Origin of the sequence: Mesorhizobium sp. WSM3868, from assembly GCF_002294785.1 — a bacterium.
In the GTDB taxonomy this organism is placed as follows: Bacteria; Pseudomonadota; Alphaproteobacteria; order Rhizobiales; family Rhizobiaceae; genus Mesorhizobium.
In genome coordinates, this window is sequence record NZ_NSGB01000009.1 from 169,005 (window position 1) to 191,068 (window position 22,064).

Below are 22,064 nucleotides of genomic sequence, written 5' to 3' on the forward strand. Positions count from 1 at the left end.
CGCAGCGACCATAGGCAGACACAAATAACTAACTGGTCCTCGACCGGACGCCCCACTCGCCATTCGATGGCGAGGCTTTGCATCAACCGCCAAAATGGCGCAAGCAAATCTTGCGTAGCATGAAAATTCACTTGATTTTTTCATGCGCTTGCTTTTTCATGAAATTTGAGCAGATTTTTTCACGAGGAGCGGGTGACCTCGACCGCCATCAGATCGGAGCAGGACAATGGCGAGCGGCTGCTGGCCGGCGACATCCGTGCACTGCGCAAGGCCCGCGGGTTGACGCTTGCCGAGATCGCTCTGAAGCTCGACCGCTCGGTAGGTTGGGTCAGCCAGGTCGAGCGCGGCCTGTCGGTCCCTTCGCTTGGTGATCTGCGGGCCTTCGCCGAACTGTTCGGAGTGCCGCTTAGCCTGTTCTTTAGCCATGATGTGCCTGCCGAAGAGGAGCGCGGCGTGGTTGTGCGCGCCGGCAGCCGCCGCTCGCTTGGCACAAGCGAATCGGGCCTCGTGGAGGAGCTTCTGTCGCCCGATCTTGGCGGTAGCTTCGAGATGCTGCGCTCGGTCTTCGCGCCGGGCGCGGAACTGAACACCGAAGCACGGCGTCCGACCGAGGAAGCGGGCTACGTCGCGTCGGGCACTTTCGAACTCGAGATCGGTGGCGTCTGGCATCGGCTCAGCGAAGGCGACTCGTTCCGCTTCGAAGGCAAGCCGTTCCGCTGGCGCAATCCTGGCGCCGAGCCGGCGGTCGTCATCTGGGTGGTTTCGCCACCGGTGTACTGAACCAAATGCATGGCGCCCAAAACTGTGCAGCGGTCTTTGGGACAGGGCCTGCGTGAAACAAAGAATCAAAAGCGCGTCCCGACGCGCTTTGGACGTTGGAGGAGAACATGGCCGGTTTGCCGACCACGGCACGCGTGGTGATCATCGGAGGCGGTGTCGTTGGCGCCTCCTCACTTTACCACCTTTGCAAGGCGGGCTGGACCGACTGCGTGCTCTTGGAAAAGAACGAGCTGACCTCCGGCTCGACTTGGCACGCGGCCGGCAACGTGCCGACCTTCTCGTCGTCCTGGTCGCTGATGAACATGCAGCGCTATTCTACCGAGCTCTACCGGGGCCTCGCCGACGCGGTCGACTATCCGATGAACTACCATGTCACCGGCTCGTTGCGGCTCGCCCACACCAAGGAGCGCATGCAGGAGTTCCAGCGCGCCAAAGGCATGGGCCGCTATCAAGGCATGGACATCGACGTCGTCGGCCTCGACGAGATCAAGCGCCGTTACCCCTTCATCGAGACGCATGAGCTGAAAGGCGCGCTCTACGACCCGAGCGACGGCGACATCGATCCCGCGCAATTGACGCAGGCGCTTGCCAAGGGTGCGCGCGACATGGGCGCGAAAATCATCCGCTTCTGCCCGGTCACCGGCGTTCGCCGCGAAAACGGCGAATGGGTGGTGGCGACGCCGCAGGGCGAGATCCGCTGCGAGATCGTGATCAATGCCGCCGGCTATCGCGCCGCCGAAGTTGGAAAAATGTTCGGCCGCGAAGTGCCGATGATGGTGATGAGCCATCAATATATCCTGTTCGAGGAAATCCCCGAGCTGGCCGCATGGACCAAGGAACAGGGCAAGAAACTGCCGCTGCTGCGCGACGTCGACACCTCCTACTACCTGCGCCAGGAAAAGACCGGCATGAATCTCGGTCCCTATGAGCGCAATTGCCGCGCGCATTGGGTCGGCCACAACGATCCGATGCCGGAGGATTTTTCCTTCCAGCTTTTCCCGGACGATCTCGACCGTCTCGAGCATTACCTTGCCGACGCCGTTGCCCGTGTGCCGATCCTCGGCACCGCAGGCCTTTCCAAGGTGATCAACGGGCCGATCCCTTATGCGCCGGACGGCAATCCACTGATCGGTCCGATGCCCGGCGTGCCGAACGCTTTCGAGGCCTGCGTCTTCACCTTCGGCATTGCGCAAGGTGGCGGCGCCGGCAAGGTGCTGGCCGAATGGGTGACCGAGGGCCAGACCGAATGGGACATGTGGTCCTGCGATCCGCGCCGCTTCACCGCCTTTGCTTCGGCACCCGACTATTGCGTTGCCAAAGGCATGGAGATCTACGGCAACGAATACGCCATCCAGTTCCCGCGCCACGCCTGGCCGGCCGGCCGCGACCGCAAGCACTCGCCGCTGCATGAGCGCGTCAAAGCGCAGGGTGGCCAGTTCGACGCTTATAATGGCTGGGAACGCGCCACTTGGTATGCGCAACCGGGCGACGACATTTCGGAAGAATCAACGCTGACTTTCCGCCGCGACGGGCCATGGCAGCAGCGCGTTCGCGAGGAATGCCTGGCTGTGCGCGACGCAGCCGGCATCCTCGACCTGCCCGGCTTCTCGCGTTTCAACCTCGAAGGTCCGGGCGCCGCCGAATGGCTGGCCCTGCAGGTCACCGGCCTCGTGCCGAAGCCCGGCCGCATCGGCCTGGTTTATTTCGCGGACGATAAGGGCCGCATCGTTACCGAAATGTCGGTCGTGCGCCATGGCGAGGACCAGATGACGCTAATCACCGCGGCCGTCGCGCAGTGGCATGACTTCGAATGGTTGAAGTCGCGCATGCCGGCCGATGCGGCCTTCAGGCTGACCGATCGCACGGAGGAATACTCAACCCAGATTCTCGCCGGCCCGAACTCGCGCGCTATCCTTGCTGACGTCTGCGACGCCGATCTCTCCCTGCCTTGGCTGACGCATCAGGAGACGACCATCGCCGGCCGCTGGGCGAAGCTGGTGCGCGTCTCCTTCGCCGGCGAGCTCGGTTGGGAGATCCACACCAAGGTCGCGGACACGGCTACCGTCTTCGACGCGGTCTGGGCCGCCGGCCAGAGGCATGGCCTAAAGCCCTTCGGCATGTACGCGCTGGATTCGCTTCGGCTGGAAAAAGGCTACCGCGCCTGGAAAGGCGACCTCTCGACCGACTATTCGATCCTGCAGGGCGGGCTCGAACGCTTCGTCAAATGGGACAAGCCCGACTTCCGCGGCAAGGCGGCGCTGCTCAACGAAAGGCAGCAGGGCGTGAAGAAGCGCTTCGTCACGCTGGTCGTAGAAAACCCCGGCGATTGCGACGCGCCCTATATGTCGACGCTCTGGCATGACGGCAAGATTGTCGGCGAGACGACGTCGGGCGGCTGGGGCCATCGCGTCGACAAGTCGATCGCGCTCGGCATGCTGCGTTCCGACCTGACCGAGCCCGGCACGGCGGTCGAGGTCGAAATCTTCGGCGACCGTTTCAAGGCGGTGGTGCAGAAGGACGAGCCGCTGTGGGATCCGAAGAACGAAAGGTTGAGAGCATGACATCCGTCATTCTTACCGATGGCGGCATGGGCCAGGAGTTGGTCCGTCGCAGTCAGTCCGAACCGACGCCTTTGTGGTCGGCCAGAGTGCTGATCGACGAACCGGAACTGGTGCGCGACCTGCATGCGGAATTCATCCGTGCCGGCGCTCGCGTCATCACCATCAACACCTATTCGGCCACGCCCGAGCGCCTGGCGCGCGAGGGCGCGGAAGAGCTGTTTAAGCCTCTGCAGAAGCGCGGCATCGAGCTCGCCCGGCAGGCGCGCGACGAAGCGGGTGAAGCCGCCATCGCCGGCTGCCTCTCGCCTCTGTTCGGCAGCTACGCGCCGGCGCTGACCATCTCCTTCGAGGAGACGCTCGGCATCTACCGCCGCATCGTCGCCGAACAGGCAGAAGGCGTCGATTTGTTCCTGTGCGAGACCATGGCTTCCGCCGACGAGGCTCGCGCGGCGGTCACCGCGGCATGCGAGAGCGGCAAGCCGGTCTGGGTTTCCTGGACGCTCGCCGACCACGGCACGCCCCGCCTGCGCAGCGGCGAGAGCATTGCCGCCGCGGCTAGCGCCCTCGGCGATCTGCCGGTGGCGGCACGGCTGCTCAACTGCTGCCGGCCCGAAGCCATTGCCGCCGCATTGCCGGAGCTGCTGGCCCTCGGCGGTCCGGTTGGCGCCTATGCCAATGGCTTCACCTCGGTCGAGGCGCTCAAGCATGGCGGCACGGTCAACGTGCTGCACGCGCGCCATGATCTCGATCCGCACGCCTATGCCGACCAGGCGATGGGCTGGGTCGAGGCTGGCGCCAGCATTGTGGGCGGCTGTTGTGAAGTCGGGCCGGCTCACATCGCTGCGCTACGCGACCGGCTCATCCAGGCCGGCCATCACATCTCGGGAGTAGCCTGATGCCAAAACCATCAAAGCGCATTGCCGGCATCGTGCCATCGGGCAAAGACGGCTGGGAGGTCCATTTCGCCGCCTGGACCCGCAGGGCAGCCGGCGAGGACATCATCGTGCTCTCGGTCGGCGACCATGATTTCGACACGCCGTCGCAAACGATCGAGGCCTGCGTCAACGCCGTCCGCGGCAGCAACCACCACTACACGCCGCTTCCCGGCCTGCCGCGCCTGCGCAAGGCGATGGCGGCGGCCTCCTCCGCCTGCACCGGCGTCCTGACGGAGCCCGACGAGGTCATCGCCACGGCCGGCGGTCAGGGCGCGCTCTACGCCGCCGTGCAGGGCGTGCTCGACCCCGGCGATCACGCGATCGTCGTCGCGCCTTATTATGCCACCTACCCCAACACCTTCAGCGCCGCCGGCGCCAGCTTCACCGTGGTCGAGACGCCGGCCGAGGACGGCTTCCAGCCGCGCGCCGACAGGATCCGCGCGGCGCTCAGGCCCAACACGCGCGCCATCCTGATCAACACCCCGAACAACCCGACAGGCGCAGTCTATTCGCGCGAACGGCTCGAGCAATTGGCCGAAATCTGCAAGGAGCACGATCTCTGGCTGCTATCCGACGAGGTCTACTGGACGCTCGGCGGCGGCGAGCACATCTCGCCGCGCTCGCTGCCCGGCATGTCCGAGCGCACGCTGGTCATCAATTCCATGTCGAAAAGCCACGGCATGACCGGCTGGCGCATGGGCTGGCTCACCGGCCCGAAGGCGATGATCGCGCTGATGACCGATCTCAACCTGGTGACCACCTACGGCCTGCCGGCCTTCATCTCGATCGCTTGCGCCGAGGCGCTTGAAAACCACTACGGCGTGGACGAAATAGCCGAGCGTTACGCCGGGCGCCGCGCCGTGTTCCTCGACGCCATTCGCGGCGCAAATGAAGTCACCGTGCGCGGCTCCGAAGGCGGCATGTATGTCATGCTCGACATATCGGCCATCGAGCCCGACGACGAGAAATTCGCCTGGGCGCTGCTCGACAAGGAGAAGATCGGCGTCATGCCTGGCTCGAGCTTCGGCGAGGCCGCCGCCGGCCACATCCGCATCAGCCTCTGCCAGCCTGAACCTGTCCTTCAGGAAGCAGCGCTTCGCGTGCGCCGCTTCGCTTCCGACTACCGCCGCGAGGCCGCATGACCAAAACCATTCCAACCAAAGCTCGCGCGGTCATTATCGGCGGCGGCGTCTCCGGCTGCTCGGTCGCCTATCATCTGGCCAAGCTCGGCTGGACCGACATTGTGCTGCTTGAGCGCAAGCAGCTCACCTCGGGCACGACCTGGCACGCCGCCGGCCTGATCGGCCAGTTGCGCGCCTCGCAGAACATGACCCGGCTGGCGAAATACTCGGCCGACCTCTACGTCAAGCTCGAGGCGGAGACCGACGTCGGCACCGGCATGCGCCAGGTCGGCTCGATCACGGTGGCGCTGACCGAGGAACGCAAGCATGAAATTTATAGGCAGGCCTCGCTCGCCCGCGCCTTCGATGTCGACGTGCGCGAGATTTCGCCAACCGAAGTCAAGGAGATGTACCCGCATCTCAACGTCTCCGATGTGGTCGGCGCGGTACATTTGCCTCTCGACGGCCAGTGCGACCCGGCCAACATCGCCATGGCGCTGGCCAAGGGCGCGCGGCAACGCGGCGCGACGGTTATCGAAAACGTGAAGGTCACCAAGGTCCACACCCGGAACGGCCGCGTCTCCGCTGTCTCCTGGGCGCAGGGCGAGGACCAGGGCACGATCGAGACCGACATCGTCGTCAACTGCGCCGGTATGTGGGCGCGCGAGCTCGGCCGGCAGAACGGCGTCACCATCCCGCTGCACGCCTGCGAGCATTTCTACCTCGTCACCGAGCCGATCCCCGGCCTCACCCGCCTGCCGGTGCTGCGCGTGCCGGACGAGTGCGCCTACTACAAGGAAGACGCCGGCAAGATGATGCTCGGCGCCTTCGAGCCGGTGGCGAAACCCTGGGGCATGGACGGCATCCGCGAGGATTTCTGCTTCGACCAGTTGCCCGAGGACATGGACCATTTCGAGCCGATCCTCGAAATGGGCGTCAACCGTATGCCGATGCTGGGCACGGCCGGCATCCACACCTTCTTCAACGGCCCCGAGAGTTTTACTCCCGACGACCGCTACTATCTCGGCGAGGCGCCGGAACTCTTCGGCTACTGGATGGCGACCGGCTACAATTCGATCGGCATCGTTTCCTCCGGCGGGGCCGGCATGGCCCTGGCGCAGTGGATCAATGACGGCGAGGCGCCTTTCGACCTCTGGGAGGTCGACATCCGCCGCGCCCAGCCCTTCCAGAAGAACCGTCGCTACCTCAAAGAACGCGTCTCCGAAACGCTCGGCCTGCTCTACGCCGATCATTTCCCCTACCGCCAGATGGCGACATCGCGCGGCGTGCGCCGCTCGCCCTTGCATGAGCACTTGAAGGCGCGCGGCGCCGTCTTCGGCGAGGTGGCCGGCTGGGAGCGCGCCAACTGGTTTGCCCGCGAAGGACAGGAGCGCGAATACCGCTATTCCTGGAAGCGGCAGAACTGGTTCGACAACCAGCGCGAGGAACACCTCGCCGTGCGCAACGGCGTCGGCCTGTTCGACATGACCTCGTTCGGCAAGATCCGCGTCGAGGGCCGCGACGCCTATGCGTTCCTGCAGCGGCTCTGCGCCAATGACATGGACGTGGAACCGGGCAAGATCGTCTACACGCAGATGCTCAACGCCAAAGGCGGCATCGAGAGCGACCTCACCGTGACGCGGCTCTCGGAGACGGCCTATTTCCTCGTCGTGCCCGGCGCCACCTTGCAGCGTGACCTCGCCTGGCTGAGGCGGCACGTCGCCGACGAATTCGTCGTGATTACCGATGTAACCGCTGCCGAAGCGGTCATCTGCCTGATGGGCCCCGATTCGCGAAAGCTGATCCAGAAGGTGAGCCCCAACGATTTTTCCAACCAGGCCAATCCGTTCGGCACTTGCCAGGAAATCGAGATCGGCATGGGGCTGGCCCGTGCCCATCGCGTCACCTATGTCGGCGAGCTCGGCTGGGAACTCTATGTCTCGACCGATCAGGCCGCCCATGTCTTCGAGGCGATCATTGAAGCCGGCGCCGATGTCGGGCTGAAGCTCTGCGGCCTGCATACTCTGGATTCCTGCCGCATCGAAAAGGCCTTCCGCCATTTCGGCCACGACATCACCGACGAGGACCATGTGCTGGAGGCAGGCCTTGGCTTCGCGGTGAAGACGGCCAAGAGCGACTTCATCGGCCGTGACGCGGTGCTCAGGAAGAAGGAAGCAGGTCTCAACCGCAGGCTGGTGCAGTTCCGCCTCAAGGACCCGCAGCCGCTGTTATTGCACAACGAGGCGATTCTGCGCGACGGCATGATCGTCGGTCCGATCACCTCGGGCAATTACGGCCATCATCTCGGCGGCGCGATCGGGCTCGGTTATGTGCCCTGCGAGGGCGAGAGCGAGGCGGATGTGCTGGGCTCATCCTACGAGGTCGAGATCGCTGGCGAACGCTTCGCCGCGGAAGCATCGTTGAGGCCGATGTACGACCCGAAGGCTGAACGGGTGCGCATGTAGCACAGTGTTCCCTTCTCCCCGTTCAACGGAGAGAAGGTGCCCGAAGGGCGGATGAGGGGCAGAGCCACGCCTTTGCAAGTTGGCGCCGCCCCTCATCTGGCTGCCGCCATCTTCTCCCCGTTGAACGGCGAGAAGAGAGCTATCCTCAAAAACTTTCCAGCCTCGCCCTTACTTTCGCCAGAAACGCCGTCCGGCTCTTCGGCGTTGAGGAATCCATCAGGTAGTGCGCCAGGAAGAATGTCTTGCAGCGGGGGGCGCAGATGGCGCGCATGCCGCGCAGGATCGTCTTGCGGCCGGGCTGGCCGACAACGACGCTCCACCACGTCGGCGCGCCACAGGTGGTGATGACGCCGACCTTGGTCACATGGGTCATCAGCGATTGGATCCGGCCTCTGCCGCGCGGCAGCTTGAAGGCGATGTCGGTCGCCCACACGCGATCGAACCAGCCCTTCAGCATCGCCGGCAATCCGTACCACCAGGTGGGGTAGATGAAGAGGATCGCCTCGGCCCATTGCAGATGCTCGAAATGCGGCCGGAGCGCCGGATCCTCAGGCGCGCGCTCGTTATAGGAGCGCCGCTCTTCGCAGCTCATCACCGGATTGAACTTCTCGGCATAAAGATCGAGCAGCCTTACGTCCCAGCCTCGTCGCGTCAGCACTTCTATCGCCATGTCGCGGATCGCGGCGCAATAGCTCTCCGGCACCGGATGGCAATAGACCACCAGCACGCGCATCAGAATCGATCCATGCTGGCGGCCACCTTCGCCATGAAGGCCTTGCGCGTCTGATCCGTCGAAAGGTTCATCGAATAGTGTGCGAGGTAAGAGACGGGGGCGCCTGGCTTGATGGTGGCCCGCAGCGTGCGCTTCACCATTCTGCGCGGCGGATCGCCCATCAGCATGGCGCGAAAACGGCTGCCGCCATAGGTGGTGATGGCGGTGAGCTTGCGGATGTTGTGCAGCGTCGGCCGAACCTTGCCATCGACCAGCTTGAACGATACGCCGGGCAGGAAGACGCGGTCGAAGAAGCCCTTCAGGATCGCCGGATAGCCGTAATTCCAGACCGGAAACGACAGCACCAACGCTTCCGCCTCCCGAAGCCTTGCGATGTAACCGGCGACCGTGTCGTTCGGCCCGCGCTGATCGTGGTAGCCGAGCCGCTCTGCGCGCGTCATCCGCGGATCAAAGTCCTCGGCATAGAGGTCGCAGTCGTCGATCGTGTGGCCGGCCGCGCCGAGCCGCTCGACGATCGTCCGATGCAGTCCGGCGTTGAAGCTGGTCTCCACCGGATGTGCGTAGAGCACGAGGATGTTCACGGGAGTGGACCCCGAAGATCAGCGCGAGGCGCCCCTGTGGTCCTGTGCCAAATCTCTCCCCTAGAGGGGGAGATCATCCAAGGGCGCCGCGGCTTTCGCCAATCGCCAACGTGGCCGGCAGGCCAGAGGAGGGTACAGCGCCGGACGCTCATCGCGATCACCTCGCCTTTTGCAGCCCCTTGAACAGGAACGGCTTGCCGGAGCGATAGTCATAGCCCGGATTCTCCCAGGCAATCATCTTGCCGGGGTTGAGCAGCCCTTGCGGGTCGGTCTCGCGCTTGAAGGCAAGCTGAACCTCGTCGGTCTGCTTCATGCCGCCCTCTTCCAGCGTGTAGCGATGCGGGTTGAAGATCCAGCAGCCATTGTCCTCGTGGATACGGATGATCTCGTCGAGCCTTTCTTCCGTAGTGAAGCGGACCAGCGGCAGCCCGGCGGCGCCGATCGCGCCGTCGAAGCGGATAAATTCGAGATGCGCCGGCACCTCGTCGCCGAAGCGGTCGACCATCGCCTTGACGTATGCGAGATGGTCCGGCGACGGATAGCGCGCCTGCAGATAGGTGATCGTCGGATCGACCCTGATGGCGCGCAGCGTCGTGTGGTTCCAGGTCAGCTCGTAGGCCGGCGGCAATCCCTTGAGGTCGGTCTCCTGGTCGGTCCGGAAGACGATTTCGCCTTTGCTGGCCCGGACGAACGCGAGGAACCCATCCATCGCGTGCGGCGCGATCATGCACACCACGATGCTCTGCTCGCGCCGGAAGAACTTCTGGTGTCGCTTGAAATAATCGTAAGGAATGGGTGCCGCGATCGGCGCGATCAGCTTCGCCAATATGCCGTCCTGCTCGGCGAGGTCGTTGCCGAAGCCCGCTGCACCCATGAAATCGTCGAAGCCGACGATGACATCGACCCAATCGTAGGACGCCGTCAGCGGCATCTCAACCTCGGTGATGATGCCGTTGGTGCCATAGGCATGCATCACCTTGAGCACGTCCTCGCCCGAGAGGTCCATGACGCGCGGCTCCGCCTCCATCGTCACGGTCCGCAGCCGGATGACATTGCCGAGATCGCGCAATCCGCCCCAGCGGATCGAGCCGACGCCGCCAGAGCCGCCTGCGACGAAGCCGCCGATGGAGGCGGTGTTGTAGGTGGAGGGCGACATGCGCAGTTCCTGCGCGGAATGCGCCCGCGCGGCGCGATCGATGTTGGCCAGAACCGCTCCGGGCCCGGTCACCACGCGGCCCGGCGCGATCGCCTTCACTTCATTCATTTCGGCGAGGTTGAGCACCACGCCTCCTGACAGCGGCATCGCCTGTCCGTAATTCCCGGTGCCGCTGCCGCGCGGTGTGACTGGAACGCCGTGCCGGTGGCAGGCAGCCAAAACGCGGATCACCTCGTCCTCGTTCTTCGGCGTCACGATCAGGTCGCCGGTGACATGGTCGAGCTGTTGTTTGAGGACGGGGCTGTACCAGTAGAAGTCGCGGCTCTTCTGCTGGACGATGGCCGGATGGTCGTCGATCTTGAGGCCTTCGAGATCGCGCTTCAGCGCTGCGATATCCATCATCACACCATCAATTCGTCGAGTTCAGCATAGTCGGGCAGCCGGCGCTCGATCGCCCTGCCCTCGCGCACCACGATGCGATCCGATTCGGGCCGCGACAGCAATTCGGTCCAGCTGCGTCCCTTGAAGACGACGAAGTCGGCGCTGCCGCCGGCGGCGAGAGCGCCGACGCCTTCCAGCCGCATCACCTCGGCCGGCGTCGCCGCTATCGCTTTCGGCCAGTCACCGACAGGGTGGTCGAGGTGCAGGATCCGTGTCGCGTTGCGGTAGACCTCCAGCATATCGAGGTCGCCATAGGCGTAGAACGGGTCGCGCGTGTTGTCGGAAGCGACCGCCACCTTGATGCCGCGCGCCTTCATCTCGTGCAGCAGCGTCACGCCGCGCCAGCGCGGCGTGGTGTGGTTGTTGCGCCGGTCCTGCAGATAGAGGTTGCACATCGGCAGCGACACTACGGCCAATCCGGCCTTTGCGACCTTATCCAGCGTGTCGAGAACCTCGAGGTCGGGCTGGCGCGCCAGCGAGCAGCAATGGCCGATCAGGATATTGCCGTCAAAACCGTTCCACAGCGAAGCTTCGGCGATCTTCTTCAGCGAGACGGCCGCGACATCGTCGGTCTCGTCGGCATGGAAATCGAGGTCGAGCCCATGCTTGATGGCTTCAGCGAACACCTTGTCGAGCAGTTCCTCGAGGTCGGGCACCATGTAAGTGACAACGCCGAGCACGCCCTTGGCCGCGGCGACGCGTTTTGCCAGACGCTCGAACCAGGCCTTGTCGCGCACGCCTTCGATGCCAAGCAGACAGGCGGCCTGCAGCTCGATCCGGCCTCGCCATTTTTCCCGCATCGTCTCGAACACCGGCCAGGAAATTTCCTCTTGCGGCGCCACGCTGTCGAGATGCGTGCGCAAGGCCTTGGTGCCGTGCGCGTAAGCTGAGCTCAGCGAGAAATCCATGCGCCTCGCCACGTCCTCCGCGCTCCAGCGAGCGGTGCGGTCGGCGCCAGTTGCGTTGAGCGCGCCCATGAATGTGCCGTCGGGATTTGGCTTGCGCGGCCAGATATGGCCCTTGTCGATATGCGTATGGCAGTCGACGAAGCAGGGCAGCACGATGCGGCCGCCAAGGTCGATTGCGTCGAATGGCGGCTCGGCTTTGCCGTGCGCAATGATGCTAGCAATCTTGCCGTCGGCGACGGCAATGTCGGCAAGCGCAAAACCATCGGCATCGAAGCTTGCGGCAAGGCCCGGCGTCAGCGATTGATGAACGCGGACGTTGGCGAGCTGGTAACGACCAGAGGCTGGGATCAACATTCAGGCACCCTAGCGCTCCTGCTTCAGCGCGCTCTCGTGCCAGCGGCGCAGGATGAGATGCGACACCAGCGACAGCACCAGGAAGATCAGGATGCCGGTGAGCGAGATCAGGATCAGCGCCGCGAACAGCCTGGGAGCATTGAGCCGGTAGCCCGCCTCGATGATGCGCGAGGCGAGCCCGGACGATTGCCCCTGCGCGCCGGCGACGAACTCGGCCACCACGGCGCCGATCAGCGACAGGCCGCCGGCGATCTTCAGCCCACCGAGGAAATAGGGCATCGCCGCCGGCAGGCGCAGATAGCGCAATTGCTGCCAGCGGGTTGCTCCGTTGAGCTTGAACAAATCGCGCAGGTTGCGGTCGACCGAGTTCAGCCCGAGCGTGGTGTTGGAGAGGATCGGGAAGAAGGCGACGATCCAGGCACAGAGCAGGAGCTTGGTCGTTTGGTTGTTGATGTAGATGTTGATCAGCGGAAAGATCGCCACGATCGGCGTCACCTGCAGCACGATGGCGAAGGGGAAGAACGACATCTCCACCCATTTCGACTGCGCGAACAGCACCGCCAGCCCGACGCCGCCGATGACGGCAAGCAGCAGACTGAGGAAGGTGATCCTGAGCGTCACCAGCAGCGAAGAGAACAACAGCCCGGCATCGTCATGCAGCGTCTGCAGAACCACGCCCGGGCGCGGCAGGATGTATTGCGGGATCCCGTTCCAGACGCAGATGCGATCCCACAGCCAGATCGCAAGCACCATGATTGCCAGCGGCAGAACCCATTTGCCGATCCGCTCCAGCCGCTCCTGGCGGACGCGGCGCGCCTCTTCGGGGTCGAGCTTCAGGGCATTGTCTTCAATGGCCGTCATGATGAGGTCCGGCGGTTGAGTTGATGGCATTGACCAGCACGTCCGAGGCCTGCCGGCAGAGCGCCGCATAGTCGGGCGAAGTCCGGAATGCCTCGTCGCGCGGATAAGGCGCTTCGATTGCAAGCTCGCCGTGAACGCGGCCCGGTCGTGCCGCCATGACGACGACACGGCTGGAGAGGAACACGCTTTCGAAGACGCTGTGGGTGACGAAGACGACGGTAAACCGCTCGTCCTGCCAAAGCTCGAGAAGATCGTTGTTGAGCTTGAAGCGGGTAATCTCGTCGAGCGCCGCGAAGGGCTCGTCCATCAGAAGAATGCGCGGTTTGGTCACCATAGCCCGTGCGATCGAGACACGCATCTTCATGCCGCCGGAAAGCTCGCGCGGCACGGCATTCTCGAAACCGGTGAGGTGCACGCGCGACAGCATTTCCATCACCGCGGGCTTGGCCTCCGGGCGCGATACGCCTTTCAGCCTGAGCGGCAGCCAGACATTGTCGAAGACGCTGGCCCATGGCAGCAGCGTCGGCTCCTGGAAGACGAAGCCGATATTCAAGCGGTCGATCGAGCCGCGCCAGTCGAGTTGACCGGAGGTCGGCGTCGACAGGCCGGCGATCAACCTGAGCGCCGTCGACTTGCCGCAGCCCGAGGGCCCGAGCAGGCTTAGGAAATCGCCTTCGCGGATCGCCAGGTCGACCTTGCTCAGCGCCGTGACGCCGTTGGAAAAGACCTTGCCGACATTGCGTAAGGAAAGCAGCATCGGGCTCTCACCCGATGCCGTTGCCTGCGCCACTTTCTCCTGGATCATCTCAGGCAGGCCGCCTTACTTCTTCAGCTCCCGCCCGACCCCCTTGTTGATGAAGGCGAGCGTATAGGCCTTCTTGATGTCGATGCCCGGCTGCGCGACCTTGGCCTTGACCATCTTGTCGTAGAAGCTCTGGATGCGCGCTTCCGTCATGCCGCCGATGCCGAGCTTTTCCGTATCGCCGGAATCGACAATGCCGAACTTCTTCAGCTGTTCGATCGAGAAGGCGATCTGCTCATCCGTCATGTCCGGATTGTCCTTCTTGATCATCTCGTTGGCGGCCTTGTTGTCGCCGTAGAGGTAGTTGTACCAGCCCTTGGCCGAGCCATCGACGAAGCACTGCACCACCTCCGGCCGCTTGTCGATGGTGTCCTGCATCACCTCGATGGTCGTGGCATAAGTATCCCAGCCATTGTCGGCGAGCAGGAACTGGTTCGGCACGAAGCCGCCCTGTTTCTGCACCGCGAAGGGCTCCGACGTGACATAGCCCTGCTGGATCGACTTCTTGTTGGCGATGAAGGGCGCCGGATTGAAGGTGTATGGCACGCGCTTGGCGGCATCGAAGCCGAGATCGGTCACCATCCACTGGAAGAAGGTCTGCGCGCCCTCGTCGCCGAGGATATACTGGTCGGCGTTCTTCAGGTCCTCCCACTTGTCCAGCCCTTCGCCCGGATGGGACATGATGACCTGCGGGTCCTTCTGGAAGTCGGCGGCGACGACGCGCATCGGAATGCCCTGCTGCACGGCGTCGAAGGCCGAGAGCAGGTTGCCGCCCATGTAGAAATCGATCTTGCCGGCCAGCAGCATCGGCCGGCCGCTGACCTGCGGGCCGCCCTGCATGATGGTGACGTCGAGGCCGCAGGCGGCGTAGGTGCCGTCGGCGATCGCCTGGTAGTAGCCGCCATGTTCCGGCTCGGCCAGCCAGTTGGTGCCAAAGATGACCTTCTCGTTGGCCGCAGCGCCCAGCGTGCTGGCAGCAAGCAGCGCGATCGCACCCGCCAGGATTTTTTCTTTTCCGTACATAAACATCACCCTCTCTTGGCTCCGGCGCGCTGCGCGCTGGGCTCCACTCCATTGGTTCAAGAAGCAAGACACATGCCACCGCCTTGGGCCGCCTGCTTGCGCGGCAGTCATTGCCGAGACCGGACGGGTCATGCTGTACAAATGGCATCGTGCCCATTTTTTGGACGCCTGTCCATAATCGCCCGGCGGCATGCACCGCATCTTGAAGCTTTCATGAATCCGGCCTTAGTCTGCCTGCCGACAGGAGAATGCCATGCTCAATTATCTCGCCCCCAAGTCGATCAAGCCGCCCTTTGCCCGTTATAGCCATGGCGTTGAAATTCCAGCGGGAAAGCGCCTTGTGCTATGTTCGGGTCAGTTGGGCATCGCGCCGGATGACGCCGTCCCGGATGATGCCGGCGCGCAAACCGAGCTTTGCTTCAAGAATATTGCCGCAATATTAAGCGAGGCCGGGCTGACGCTGAACGATGTCGTGCGCATCAACGCCTTCGTCACCGATCGCGCGCACCTGCAGGCCTATATGGACGTTCGCAATCGCCTGTTTTCCGATCCGGCGCCGGCTTCGACACTGATGATCGTTTCAGGTTTTGCCCGCACGGAATTCAAGGTCGAGGTGGAGGTCCTGGCAGCAGGCTAGCTGTTGCCCGGAATGGCCAGGCGCTTTAGACCTTCGGGCCGAACAGCAGACCATCGGGAGACGACAGTGACGACAAGACGTGTGTGGTGGGGCGACTATCGGACGACCGAATACGCCTCGATCGACGCGGAAGCGACGATTGCCGTTCTGCCGGTGGCGGCGGTCGAGCAGCATGGCCCTCACCTTCCGGTCTCGACCGACACCTCGATCATGACGGGCATGCTGGAGACGGTGATTGCGCGCCTGCCCGAGGACATCGACATCCGCATCCTGCCGGTGCAGGCGGTGGGCAAGTCGAACGAGCATCTGCATGCGCCGGGAACGCTTACCTTGCCGGCCACCACCTTGGTCGACGCCTGGACCGAGCTTGGCCTCTCGGTCGCCCGCGCTGGGGTCAGAAAGTTGATCGTCGTCAACTCGCATGGCGGCAACGAGGAGATCATGGGCATTGTCACGCGCGAATTGCGCGTGCGCGCAAAGATGCTGGCGGTGAAGACGAGCTGGCAGCGCTTCGGCCGTCCCTCCGGCATGTATACCGAGCTCGAGGACCGTCACGGCATCCATGGCGGCGATGTCGAGACCTCGCTGATGCTGCATTTCCGGCCAGATCTCGTCGATATGGGCAAGGCCGACAATTTCGTCTCCAATGTCGGTCGCGCCGAAAAGGAATTCGCCCTGCTGCGGCACACCGGAACGCACGCCTTCGCCTGGATCGCCAGCGACCTCAATCCGAACGGCGTGGTCGGCGACGCCAGCATCGCCACCGCCGAAAAAGGCCGGCTCACGGCCGAGCATCAGGCCGATGGCTTCATCACCCTGGCCAGGGATGTGCGTAAGGCGAGGCTTGCCGACTGGCTGGCGTAGCGGAACAGTGCGAGCTCAATCTCCAATGCTGAGTTCGAAGGGAATCCCTTCAAAAGCGTCTGCACCGCGCCCGATTGCTTCGACTGCCGCGATCATCCGGCCTTCTCGTCCAAGCAACATGTCCGCAACGGCAATCAGCCTTGGATTGGGCGTCGCTGACGGCGAGAGAAAGCGCAGCGTCTTCGCCAGCTCCGCCTCGTCGCGTTTAGGCGCCAGTGCCGCCGCGATAATATAGGCCGATGCCGTCGAGCGGCTGATACCGGCATAGCAGTGCACGACCATCGGTTTGGCCCTGTCCCAGCGATAGGCGAAGTCGAGCAGCGCGCGCACATGCTCCTCGCCCGGTATAGTCATGCCTTCCTGCGCGGCGACGATGTCGTGCATGACGAGATGCAGATGGTTTTCGGCCAGTATCGAGGCCGGACGGATCATCTCGGTACCGTCGGCGAGCAGCGACAGCAAGCGCTCCGCGCCGGTTCTCGCAACGGTCTCCTCCACCTTCGACAGCGAACAGACATGGATCATCGTCAGCACTCCTTCGGCGCATCGTCGCGCCGCGAGGCCCACGCTGCAAGCGCGCTCTCCAGCCGCTGCCACTCCTCTTCGCTGCCGGGCAGACCGACGCGCAAGACCTGCGGTCGATCGGCAAAATGACGGACCAGGATACCGCGTTCGCCAAGAGCGGAGAACAGGGAGGCAGCATCGGAGAAAGACAAATAGCGGAACAAACTGGTGCCGCCGGCGACCGCGATACCGAATCGGCTGAGCAGCGCGTCGAGGCGCTTGGCATCGGCTGCCAGGCCCTGTCGCATGTCATCCTGCCACTCGGCGTCCGCCAATGCGCGGATTCCGTATTCAAGTGCAGGACCGGCGACAGCCCATGGTCCAAGCTGCGCCTCCAGCCGCTCGGCGGTCAGTTGGTCGGCCAGCGCGAAACCAAGCCTGACGCCGGCAAGGCCGAAGAATTTGCCGAAGGAGCGCAGCACTACGATGCCGCCTTCGCCCACATCGCCGGCCAGGCTGTGTTCAATCGGGCCGACATCCATGAAGGCTTCGTCGACCACCAGCAGGCCGCCCTTCGCGCGAAGCCGCGCAGCAAGGCCGACCAGGCGGTGCCTTTCGATCACTCGCCCATCCGGATTGTTCGGGTTGACCAGCACCGCAAGGTCAGCGTCCGCCAAGGCGTCGAAGTCGCCCACCTCCACAACCGCATGGCCTGCAATCGCGGCCACCCTGGCATGCTCGGCATAGGTTGGACCCAGCACCAGTGCCTTGCCGGGCCTCACCAGCGAAGCGACCCGCGGCAACAGGATCTGCGTGCCGGGCGCGGACACGACATGCGCCGCCGACCGCGCGCCATACGCCTTGGCCGCAATTTCGGCCAATTCGCGCAGTCGTCCTGGCTCGGGCAATCGTGACAGGGCGGTGGCGGGCAGATCGAAAAGCGGATAGGAGTGCGGATTGATACCTGTCGAGAGGTCAAGGAAAGGCTGCGGCGCATGAGGAAAGAGAGCGCTTGCCCGGCCAAGGCTGCCGCCGTGATCAACCGCTGCAACCGCTCCGCTTAGAAGCTTCATGTCGATCCTGATCGCTTTCCTGTCACTCGCCATCGAACGTGCCCTTGGCTATCCGGACTGGCTGTTCAACGCCATCGGTCATCCGGTAACCTGGATCGGCAGGCTGATATCCTTTCTCGATCGCAGGCTCAACCACGCCACCGATTCCGACGAATTGCGTCGCCGCCGCGGCGTCCAGGCGCTTCTGGTCATCCTGCTGGTGCCGGCGGCCATCGGCCTGACGCTGCATGTCCTGCTCTGGCTGATCTTTCCGTCCGGCCTGGTCATCGCGGCCATTCTCAGCTCCTCGCTTCTGTCGCAGAAGAGCCTCGCCGAGCATGTCGAGGATGTCGCCGATGCGCTGGAGACCGGTGGCCTGACGCTCGGCCGCATCGCCGTTTCGCGCATCGTCGGCCGCGATCCGGACAAGCTCGACAGGGCGGGCGTTGCCCGCGCCGCGATCGAAAGCCTGGCCGAGAATTTCTCCGATGGCATCGTCGCGCCCGCCATATGGACCGGTGTCGGTGGTTTGGCCGGGGGTGCTGCGTACAAGGCCGCCAACACTGCCGATTCGATGATCGGCCACCGCACGCCGAAATACCAGGCCTTCGGCCGGGCGGCCGCTCGCTTCGACGACCTGGTCAACCTGCCGGCATCGCGGCTCACCGGCCTGCTGATTGTGCTGGCGGCCTTCATCGTCAAGGGCGCCGACCCCCGCAACGCCTGGCAGGTCATGCGGCGTGACGCGAAGAAGCACCGTTCGCCCAATGCCGGCTGGCCGGAAGCCGCCATGGCCGGCGCGCTGGGGCTCGCCCTGGCCGGACCGCGCAGTTATGGCGGCGAGGTCGTCGAGGATGCCTTCATGGGCGAAGGCGGCCGGCGCGAGGCCGAAAGCACCGACATAAGGCAGGCGCTGGAACTCTATCGTGTCGCCGACGGGCTGCTGATCGGCCTGTTCGCGATTCTGTCGGCGACGGTGATCTACCTGACCATTTTGATCGGCGGCTAAGGCGCCTCAGAATTCAATCCCCTGCTGCGCCTTCACGCCGGCCGCAAAATGGTGCTTGGTCTGCCCCATCTCGGTGACGAGATCGGCCGCCTCGACCAGCAGCGGCTTGGCATTGCGGCCGGTGACGACGACATGCAAGCCCTCGCGACGCGCCTTCAGCGCCGCGACCACCTTTTCCAGCTCGAGATAGTCGTAGCGCAGAGCGATGTTGAGCTCGTCGAGGACCACGAGGCTGATTGACGGGTCGGCAATCAGCTCGAGCGCCCTCGCCCAGGCAGCCTCGGCGGCGGCAATGTCGCGCTTCAGGTCCTGCGTCTCCCAGGTGAAGCCCTCGCCCATCGCGTGCCAGACGACGCGATCGCCGAAAGCGGCGAAGGCATCCTTCTCGCCCGTGTGCCATTTGCCCTTGATGAATTGGATGACGCCGACGCGCTTGCCGTAGCCGAGCATCCTCAGCGCCAGGCCGAACGCAGCCGTGGTCTTGCCCTTGCCCGGCCCCGTGTTGACGATGAGCAGTCCCTTCTCGATCGTCTTGCCGGCCACCTCGGCATCCTGCACCGCCTTGCGCTTGGCCATCTTCGCGCGATGGCGCTCGGCATCCTTGTCGTCGATGATCGTGTCTTTGATCTCGCCCATGTCACTTCACCTTGAGCGGCAGCCCCGCCACCATAATCAGCACGCTGTCGGCGACAGCCGCGACCTGCTGGTTGAGCCGCCCTGCGGCGTCGCGGAACCGGCGCGCCAGCGCATTGTCCGGCACGATGCCGAGCCCGACTTCGTTGGAGACCACAAACCACGGTCCGCGCGGCTGCGAAAGCACATCCGTGAGCCGCCGGCACTCGGCCGCGATATCGTGGTCCGCCAGCATATGATTGCTCAGCCACAATGTCAGGCAATCGATCAGCACCGGCTGGTGATCGGGCAAAGCCCCGATCGCGCCGACCAAGTCGAGCGGCGCATCGACGGTGACCCAACTTTCGCCACGGCGCGAGCGATGCAGCGCGATGCGCTCGCGCATCTCCTCGTCATAGGCCTGCGCGGTTGCGATATAGGCCCAAGGCGACGGGCTTGCCGCCACCAGGCACTCGGCATGCGCGCTCTTGCCGGAGCGCGCACCGCCTAAGATGAAGGTCAGATGGCCCTCCGCGCGATCAGGCAAAGCTGTCGCGCAGGCTGGTCGATGTACCGGTGAAGCGCCCGCGCACCACACCGACGGCCGCACCGAGCACCAGCCAGAAGACCAGATCGGTGAGGGTCACCGCCACCACGAACTGATGGTGCAGCCCCTCGGGAATCGCCGTCTCGAAGCTGACGGGCTGCGGCGCGCCGACTACGTGCGGAGCGACGATCAGCACGACCGCCAGAATTGCCAAGGGCAGCGACTTGCGAAGGGCGATCAATCCAAGGCCGACCGCGGTTGCGGCCACCGTCGAAATCCACCAGATCTGGCGCGGCAGAAGTTCTGCCGCCGGCATGGCCGGCAGTTCCGGCGGCAGGCCGAGGCCGGGCGCGAGCGTGAAAACCGCAAAACCGGCAAGGCCCCAGAACGCGCCCTGGCGCCAGCTGCCGATGCCACCGGCGAATTCCGACACCGCGACCAGGATCAGCGCGAAGCCGATGCCGGTGACGATGTTGGCGACAACGTTGAAGGCGAAGCGCTCGAAGCCGTCGGCCGGAGCCCAGCCCTCGTCCTCGGTCGGAGCGGCCGCTTCCGTCGACGCAGGAACGGCGCTGCTCATCGCATTGCCCGCCGGTTCGGCCGAGCTCATGGCAGTGCTAGTTCCAGTGTTGGCGGCATGGTCGTGGTGATGACCGCCGCCCGCCTTTTCATAGACTTCCGCTTTGAGGATCAGCGGCACGGTCGCATAGGCCTGCATGCAGGCAAGCGCGATGCCCGCCACGAGCCCTGCGATCGCCGCGACGAACACGACGTTGCGAAACAGATTCATGATATCGGGGCCTTCGTCAGTGGCAGGGAAAAGCCATCGAGTGACGATAGTCGTGGGCAGCGTTGTGGACCGCATCGATGTGCGAGAAGCCGACAAAACCGACGACGAAAATGCCGAGCAGCGCGGCGAGAGCCAGCTGCATGATGCGCGACTGCGAGGAGACGGAGGCGCCGAGGGCGACGGAAGCGGTATTCATGTCTTGTCCTTTCGCCCTCCACCCGAGGGCATCGAAGTCAACTTTCCTGTCGCCGGCAGGTCTCCTGGCTCGCGGATTCGCACCCTTCCCCACCTTCCCGAGGACAAACCTCAGTGGTCTATGGAGAGGACTACCGCACACAGTTGCGGGGGCAGCCACGGCTTAGGGCAAAGACTCCACCCTCACCGCATTCCCTCTTGGCTCCAAAAACGGAACCGACGACGCCATCGACTATAGGCAGAATCGTCGCGACCGGCAAACCAAATTCCGTCACGCCGCAGCGTGATTGCGGCACCGGTTTCGGACTAAGATCCGGCGATCCGCTCGGCGACGAGCTGCTGCAATCGCCACAAATGGCGGTCGTGAATACCGCGCTGTTCGAGGTTCTTCACGGTGTTGTAGAGATAGTCGGCGCCTGAACCCCAGTGGCCGCACGAGGTCGCCAGCCTGTCGACCACCTCGTCTTCGTTGAGTGGGCCGGCATAGGTCGTGCCTTTGCGATTGATAACGAAGGCAAGCGCTCTCAACGGTCCCTTGTCGGTTGCGAGTTGCAGCAGGCGAGGTCGGTAGCTGGTCGGCTTCAGCGTCATCTCGCGGCGAAAAAGCCTGTCCAAGGCCTGCCGGCGGTCACCACCGTTCAGGCGGAAAGCAACGCCCTTGCATTGGCCGCCACGATCCAGCGCCATCATCAGGCCGGGGCTTTGCTTGGTGCCGCGCCAGCGCGTCATCTTCATGCAGAAGGAGCGATGCCAGCCGCGTGCCACGGCGACGCGCTCCTCGACATGCTCAATCTCGGGCTTCCAGATCAGCGAGCCGTAGCCGAACAGCCAGAGAGGCTCGGTTGCAGGTAGCTCGGCCTCGAATGCATCCAGCATGGCTTCATAGTCGCTGTCCACGAGATGCTCGGCATCCGGGTCGGGCCCCGGGTCATCGACCGCGCGAAAACAGCGGGCGACCAGTTCCACGGTCAGCGACATCGTTCTTGCAGGCATGCTTGCAATCCTGGGCAGCCGGCGGAACCGCAGGCGATTACGAAGTGACCTTAAGGGCAGCATCCGGAAGCGACAATGGCCGCGCAATTGACAACGGTCCTGCCCGGGTGTCGGCTGTCATCAGCCAAGGGGAGCCGCTC

Annotated in this window: 22 protein-coding genes and 1 riboswitch; of the genes, 8 read left to right on the top strand and 14 right to left on the bottom strand. The window is 64.1% G+C overall.

Annotation, left to right across the window (positions count from 1 at the left end):
* Positions 1-192: 192 nt before the first annotated feature.
* From CK221_RS16750 to CK221_RS16770, 5 genes are all read left to right on the top strand, one after another.
* The gene (locus tag CK221_RS16750) at positions 193-780 is read left to right on the top strand and encodes an XRE family transcriptional regulator (RefSeq protein ID WP_179294566.1); all 588 of its coding nucleotides are present in this window, start codon (positions 193-195) and stop codon (positions 778-780) included.
* A gap of 107 nt (positions 781-887) precedes the next feature.
* Positions 888-3,341 (top strand): FAD-dependent oxidoreductase, encoded by a 2,454-nt coding sequence (locus CK221_RS16755; protein WP_095778505.1) that lies wholly within the window; start codon positions 888-890, stop codon positions 3,339-3,341.
* Positions 3,338-4,237 (top strand): homocysteine S-methyltransferase family protein, encoded by a 900-nt coding sequence (locus CK221_RS16760; protein ID WP_095778506.1) that lies wholly within the window; start codon positions 3,338-3,340, stop codon positions 4,235-4,237. The genes CK221_RS16755 and CK221_RS16760 overlap by 4 nt, the downstream gene beginning before the upstream one ends.
* Positions 4,237-5,418, top strand: coding sequence for a pyridoxal phosphate-dependent aminotransferase (locus CK221_RS16765; protein ID WP_095778507.1), 1,182 nt, complete (start codon positions 4,237-4,239; stop codon positions 5,416-5,418). The genes CK221_RS16760 and CK221_RS16765 overlap by 1 nt, the downstream gene beginning before the upstream one ends.
* Complete coding sequence (locus CK221_RS16770) at positions 5,415-7,862, top strand: FAD-dependent oxidoreductase (RefSeq protein ID WP_095778508.1); 2,448 nt, start codon at positions 5,415-5,417, stop codon at positions 7,860-7,862. Before CK221_RS16765 ends, CK221_RS16770 begins: the two co-directional genes overlap by 4 nt.
* A 145-nt stretch (positions 7,863-8,007) precedes the next feature.
* Here CK221_RS16770 and CK221_RS16775 read toward each other — a convergent pair whose 3' ends face one another.
* From CK221_RS16775 to CK221_RS16805, 7 genes are all read right to left on the bottom strand, one after another.
* Positions 8,008-8,595: an NAD(P)H-dependent oxidoreductase gene (locus CK221_RS16775; RefSeq protein WP_095778509.1), complete on the bottom strand. Its 588-nt coding sequence runs from the start codon at positions 8,593-8,595 to the stop codon at positions 8,008-8,010.
* Positions 8,595-9,176, bottom strand: a complete 582-nt coding sequence (locus CK221_RS16780) for an NAD(P)H-dependent oxidoreductase (RefSeq protein WP_095778510.1) — start codon at positions 9,174-9,176, stop codon at positions 8,595-8,597. Before CK221_RS16780 ends, CK221_RS16775 begins: the two co-directional genes overlap by 1 nt.
* 157 nt (positions 9,177-9,333) lie before the next feature.
* Positions 9,334-10,731 carry an FAD-binding oxidoreductase gene (locus CK221_RS16785; RefSeq protein WP_095778511.1) on the bottom strand — a complete coding sequence of 466 codons (1,398 nt, stop codon included), beginning with the start codon at positions 10,729-10,731 and terminating at the stop codon, positions 9,334-9,336.
* 2 nt (positions 10,732-10,733) lie between these two features.
* Positions 10,734-12,032, bottom strand: coding sequence for a cytosine deaminase (locus tag CK221_RS16790; protein ID WP_095778556.1), 1,299 nt, complete (start codon positions 12,030-12,032; stop codon positions 10,734-10,736).
* A 12-nt stretch (positions 12,033-12,044) separates the two neighbouring features.
* Positions 12,045-12,896 carry an ABC transporter permease gene (locus CK221_RS16795; RefSeq protein ID WP_095778512.1) on the bottom strand — a complete coding sequence of 284 codons (852 nt, stop codon included), beginning with the start codon at positions 12,894-12,896 and terminating at the stop codon, positions 12,045-12,047.
* Entirely contained in the window at positions 12,883-13,701 is an 819-nt protein-coding gene (locus tag CK221_RS16800) for an ABC transporter ATP-binding protein (RefSeq protein WP_066999585.1), read from the bottom strand. The genes CK221_RS16795 and CK221_RS16800 overlap by 14 nt, the downstream gene beginning before the upstream one ends.
* Before the next feature lie 15 nt (positions 13,702-13,716).
* Positions 13,717-14,721: an ABC transporter substrate-binding protein gene (locus CK221_RS16805; protein ID WP_066999582.1), complete on the bottom strand. Its 1,005-nt coding sequence runs from the start codon at positions 14,719-14,721 to the stop codon at positions 13,717-13,719.
* Between the two features lie 253 nt (positions 14,722-14,974).
* Here CK221_RS16805 and CK221_RS16810 point away from each other — a divergent pair, with 253 nt between their 5' ends.
* Positions 14,975-15,358, top strand: coding sequence for a RidA family protein (locus CK221_RS16810; RefSeq protein WP_095778513.1), 384 nt, complete (start codon positions 14,975-14,977; stop codon positions 15,356-15,358).
* Between the two features lie 66 nt (positions 15,359-15,424).
* Positions 15,425-16,222, top strand: a complete 798-nt coding sequence (locus tag CK221_RS16815) for a creatininase family protein (RefSeq protein WP_095778514.1) — start codon at positions 15,425-15,427, stop codon at positions 16,220-16,222.
* A gap of 15 nt (positions 16,223-16,237) precedes the next feature.
* On the opposite strand, the gene CK221_RS16820 is transcribed toward CK221_RS16815, so the two are convergent.
* On the bottom strand, positions 16,238-16,747 hold the full coding sequence (locus CK221_RS16820; protein WP_095778515.1) for a tyrosine phosphatase family protein: 510 nt from the start codon (positions 16,745-16,747) through the stop codon (positions 16,238-16,240).
* A gap of 2 nt (positions 16,748-16,749) precedes the next feature.
* A complete protein-coding gene (gene cobD / locus CK221_RS16825) occupies positions 16,750-17,799 on the bottom strand; it encodes a threonine-phosphate decarboxylase CobD (RefSeq protein WP_095778516.1) in 1,050 nt (349 codons plus the stop codon).
* Here cobD and cbiB point away from each other — a divergent pair.
* Entirely contained in the window at positions 17,798-18,787 is a 990-nt protein-coding gene (gene cbiB / locus CK221_RS16830; protein WP_095778517.1) for an adenosylcobinamide-phosphate synthase CbiB, read from the top strand. The two genes, cobD and cbiB, sit on opposite strands and share 2 nt — an antisense overlap.
* Before the next feature lie 6 nt (positions 18,788-18,793).
* Here the strand turns inward: cbiB and cobO are convergent, their stop codons facing one another.
* The 5 genes from cobO to CK221_RS16855 form a co-directional block, all read right to left on the bottom strand.
* Positions 18,794-19,423, bottom strand: coding sequence for a cob(I)yrinic acid a,c-diamide adenosyltransferase (gene cobO, locus CK221_RS16835; protein WP_095778518.1), 630 nt, complete (start codon positions 19,421-19,423; stop codon positions 18,794-18,796).
* A gap of 1 nt (position 19,424) precedes the next feature.
* Positions 19,425-19,946: a bifunctional adenosylcobinamide kinase/adenosylcobinamide-phosphate guanylyltransferase gene (gene cobU, locus CK221_RS16840; RefSeq protein WP_095778519.1), complete on the bottom strand. Its 522-nt coding sequence runs from the start codon at positions 19,944-19,946 to the stop codon at positions 19,425-19,427.
* Complete coding sequence (locus CK221_RS16845; protein ID WP_095778520.1) at positions 19,939-20,736, bottom strand: CbtA family protein; 798 nt, start codon at positions 20,734-20,736, stop codon at positions 19,939-19,941. The genes cobU and CK221_RS16845 overlap by 8 nt, the downstream gene beginning before the upstream one ends.
* 16 nt (positions 20,737-20,752) lie before the next feature.
* Positions 20,753-20,932, bottom strand: a complete 180-nt coding sequence (locus tag CK221_RS16850; RefSeq protein WP_066999556.1) for a CbtB domain-containing protein — start codon at positions 20,930-20,932, stop codon at positions 20,753-20,755.
* Between the two features lie 36 nt (positions 20,933-20,968).
* Positions 20,969-21,167, bottom strand: a riboswitch (cobalamin riboswitch).
* A gap of 70 nt (positions 21,168-21,237) precedes the next feature.
* Complete coding sequence (locus CK221_RS16855) at positions 21,238-21,924, bottom strand: gamma-glutamylcyclotransferase (RefSeq protein WP_066999553.1); 687 nt, start codon at positions 21,922-21,924, stop codon at positions 21,238-21,240.
* Positions 21,925-22,064: the final 140 nt, after the last annotated feature.

Coding starts and splice junctions, on each gene's coding strand:
- CK221_RS16755 (WP_095778505.1), top strand. CDS start 888: ATGGCCGGTTTGCCGACCACGGCACGCGTGGTGATCATCGGAGGCGGT.
- CK221_RS16760 (WP_095778506.1), top strand. CDS start 3,338: ATGACATCCGTCATTCTTACCGATGGCGGCATGGGCCAGGAGTTGGTC.
- CK221_RS16765 (WP_095778507.1), top strand. CDS start 4,237: ATGCCAAAACCATCAAAGCGCATTGCCGGCATCGTGCCATCGGGCAAA.
- CK221_RS16770 (WP_095778508.1), top strand. CDS start 5,415: ATGACCAAAACCATTCCAACCAAAGCTCGCGCGGTCATTATCGGCGGC.
- CK221_RS16775 (WP_095778509.1), bottom strand. CDS start 8,595: ATGCGCGTGCTGGTGGTCTATTGCCATCCGGTGCCGGAGAGCTATTGC.
- CK221_RS16785 (WP_095778511.1), bottom strand. CDS start 10,731: ATGGATATCGCAGCGCTGAAGCGCGATCTCGAAGGCCTCAAGATCGAC.
- CK221_RS16795 (WP_095778512.1), bottom strand. CDS start 12,896: ATGACGGCCATTGAAGACAATGCCCTGAAGCTCGACCCCGAAGAGGCG.
- CK221_RS16800 (WP_066999585.1), bottom strand. CDS start 13,701: ATGATCCAGGAGAAAGTGGCGCAGGCAACGGCATCGGGTGAGAGCCCG.
- CK221_RS16805 (WP_066999582.1), bottom strand. CDS start 14,721: ATGTACGGAAAAGAAAAAATCCTGGCGGGTGCGATCGCGCTGCTTGCT.
- CK221_RS16810 (WP_095778513.1), top strand. CDS start 14,975: ATGCTCAATTATCTCGCCCCCAAGTCGATCAAGCCGCCCTTTGCCCGT.
- CK221_RS16820 (WP_095778515.1), bottom strand. CDS start 16,747: ATGATCCATGTCTGTTCGCTGTCGAAGGTGGAGGAGACCGTTGCGAGA.
- cbiB (WP_095778517.1), top strand. CDS start 17,798: ATGTCGATCCTGATCGCTTTCCTGTCACTCGCCATCGAACGTGCCCTT.
- cobD (WP_095778516.1), bottom strand. CDS start 17,799: ATGAAGCTTCTAAGCGGAGCGGTTGCAGCGGTTGATCACGGCGGCAGC.
- cobO (WP_095778518.1), bottom strand. CDS start 19,423: ATGGGCGAGATCAAAGACACGATCATCGACGACAAGGATGCCGAGCGC.
- CK221_RS16845 (WP_095778520.1), bottom strand. CDS start 20,736: ATGAATCTGTTTCGCAACGTCGTGTTCGTCGCGGCGATCGCAGGGCTC.
- CK221_RS16850 (WP_066999556.1), bottom strand. CDS start 20,932: ATGAATACCGCTTCCGTCGCCCTCGGCGCCTCCGTCTCCTCGCAGTCG.
- CK221_RS16855 (WP_066999553.1), bottom strand. CDS start 21,924: ATGCCTGCAAGAACGATGTCGCTGACCGTGGAACTGGTCGCCCGCTGT.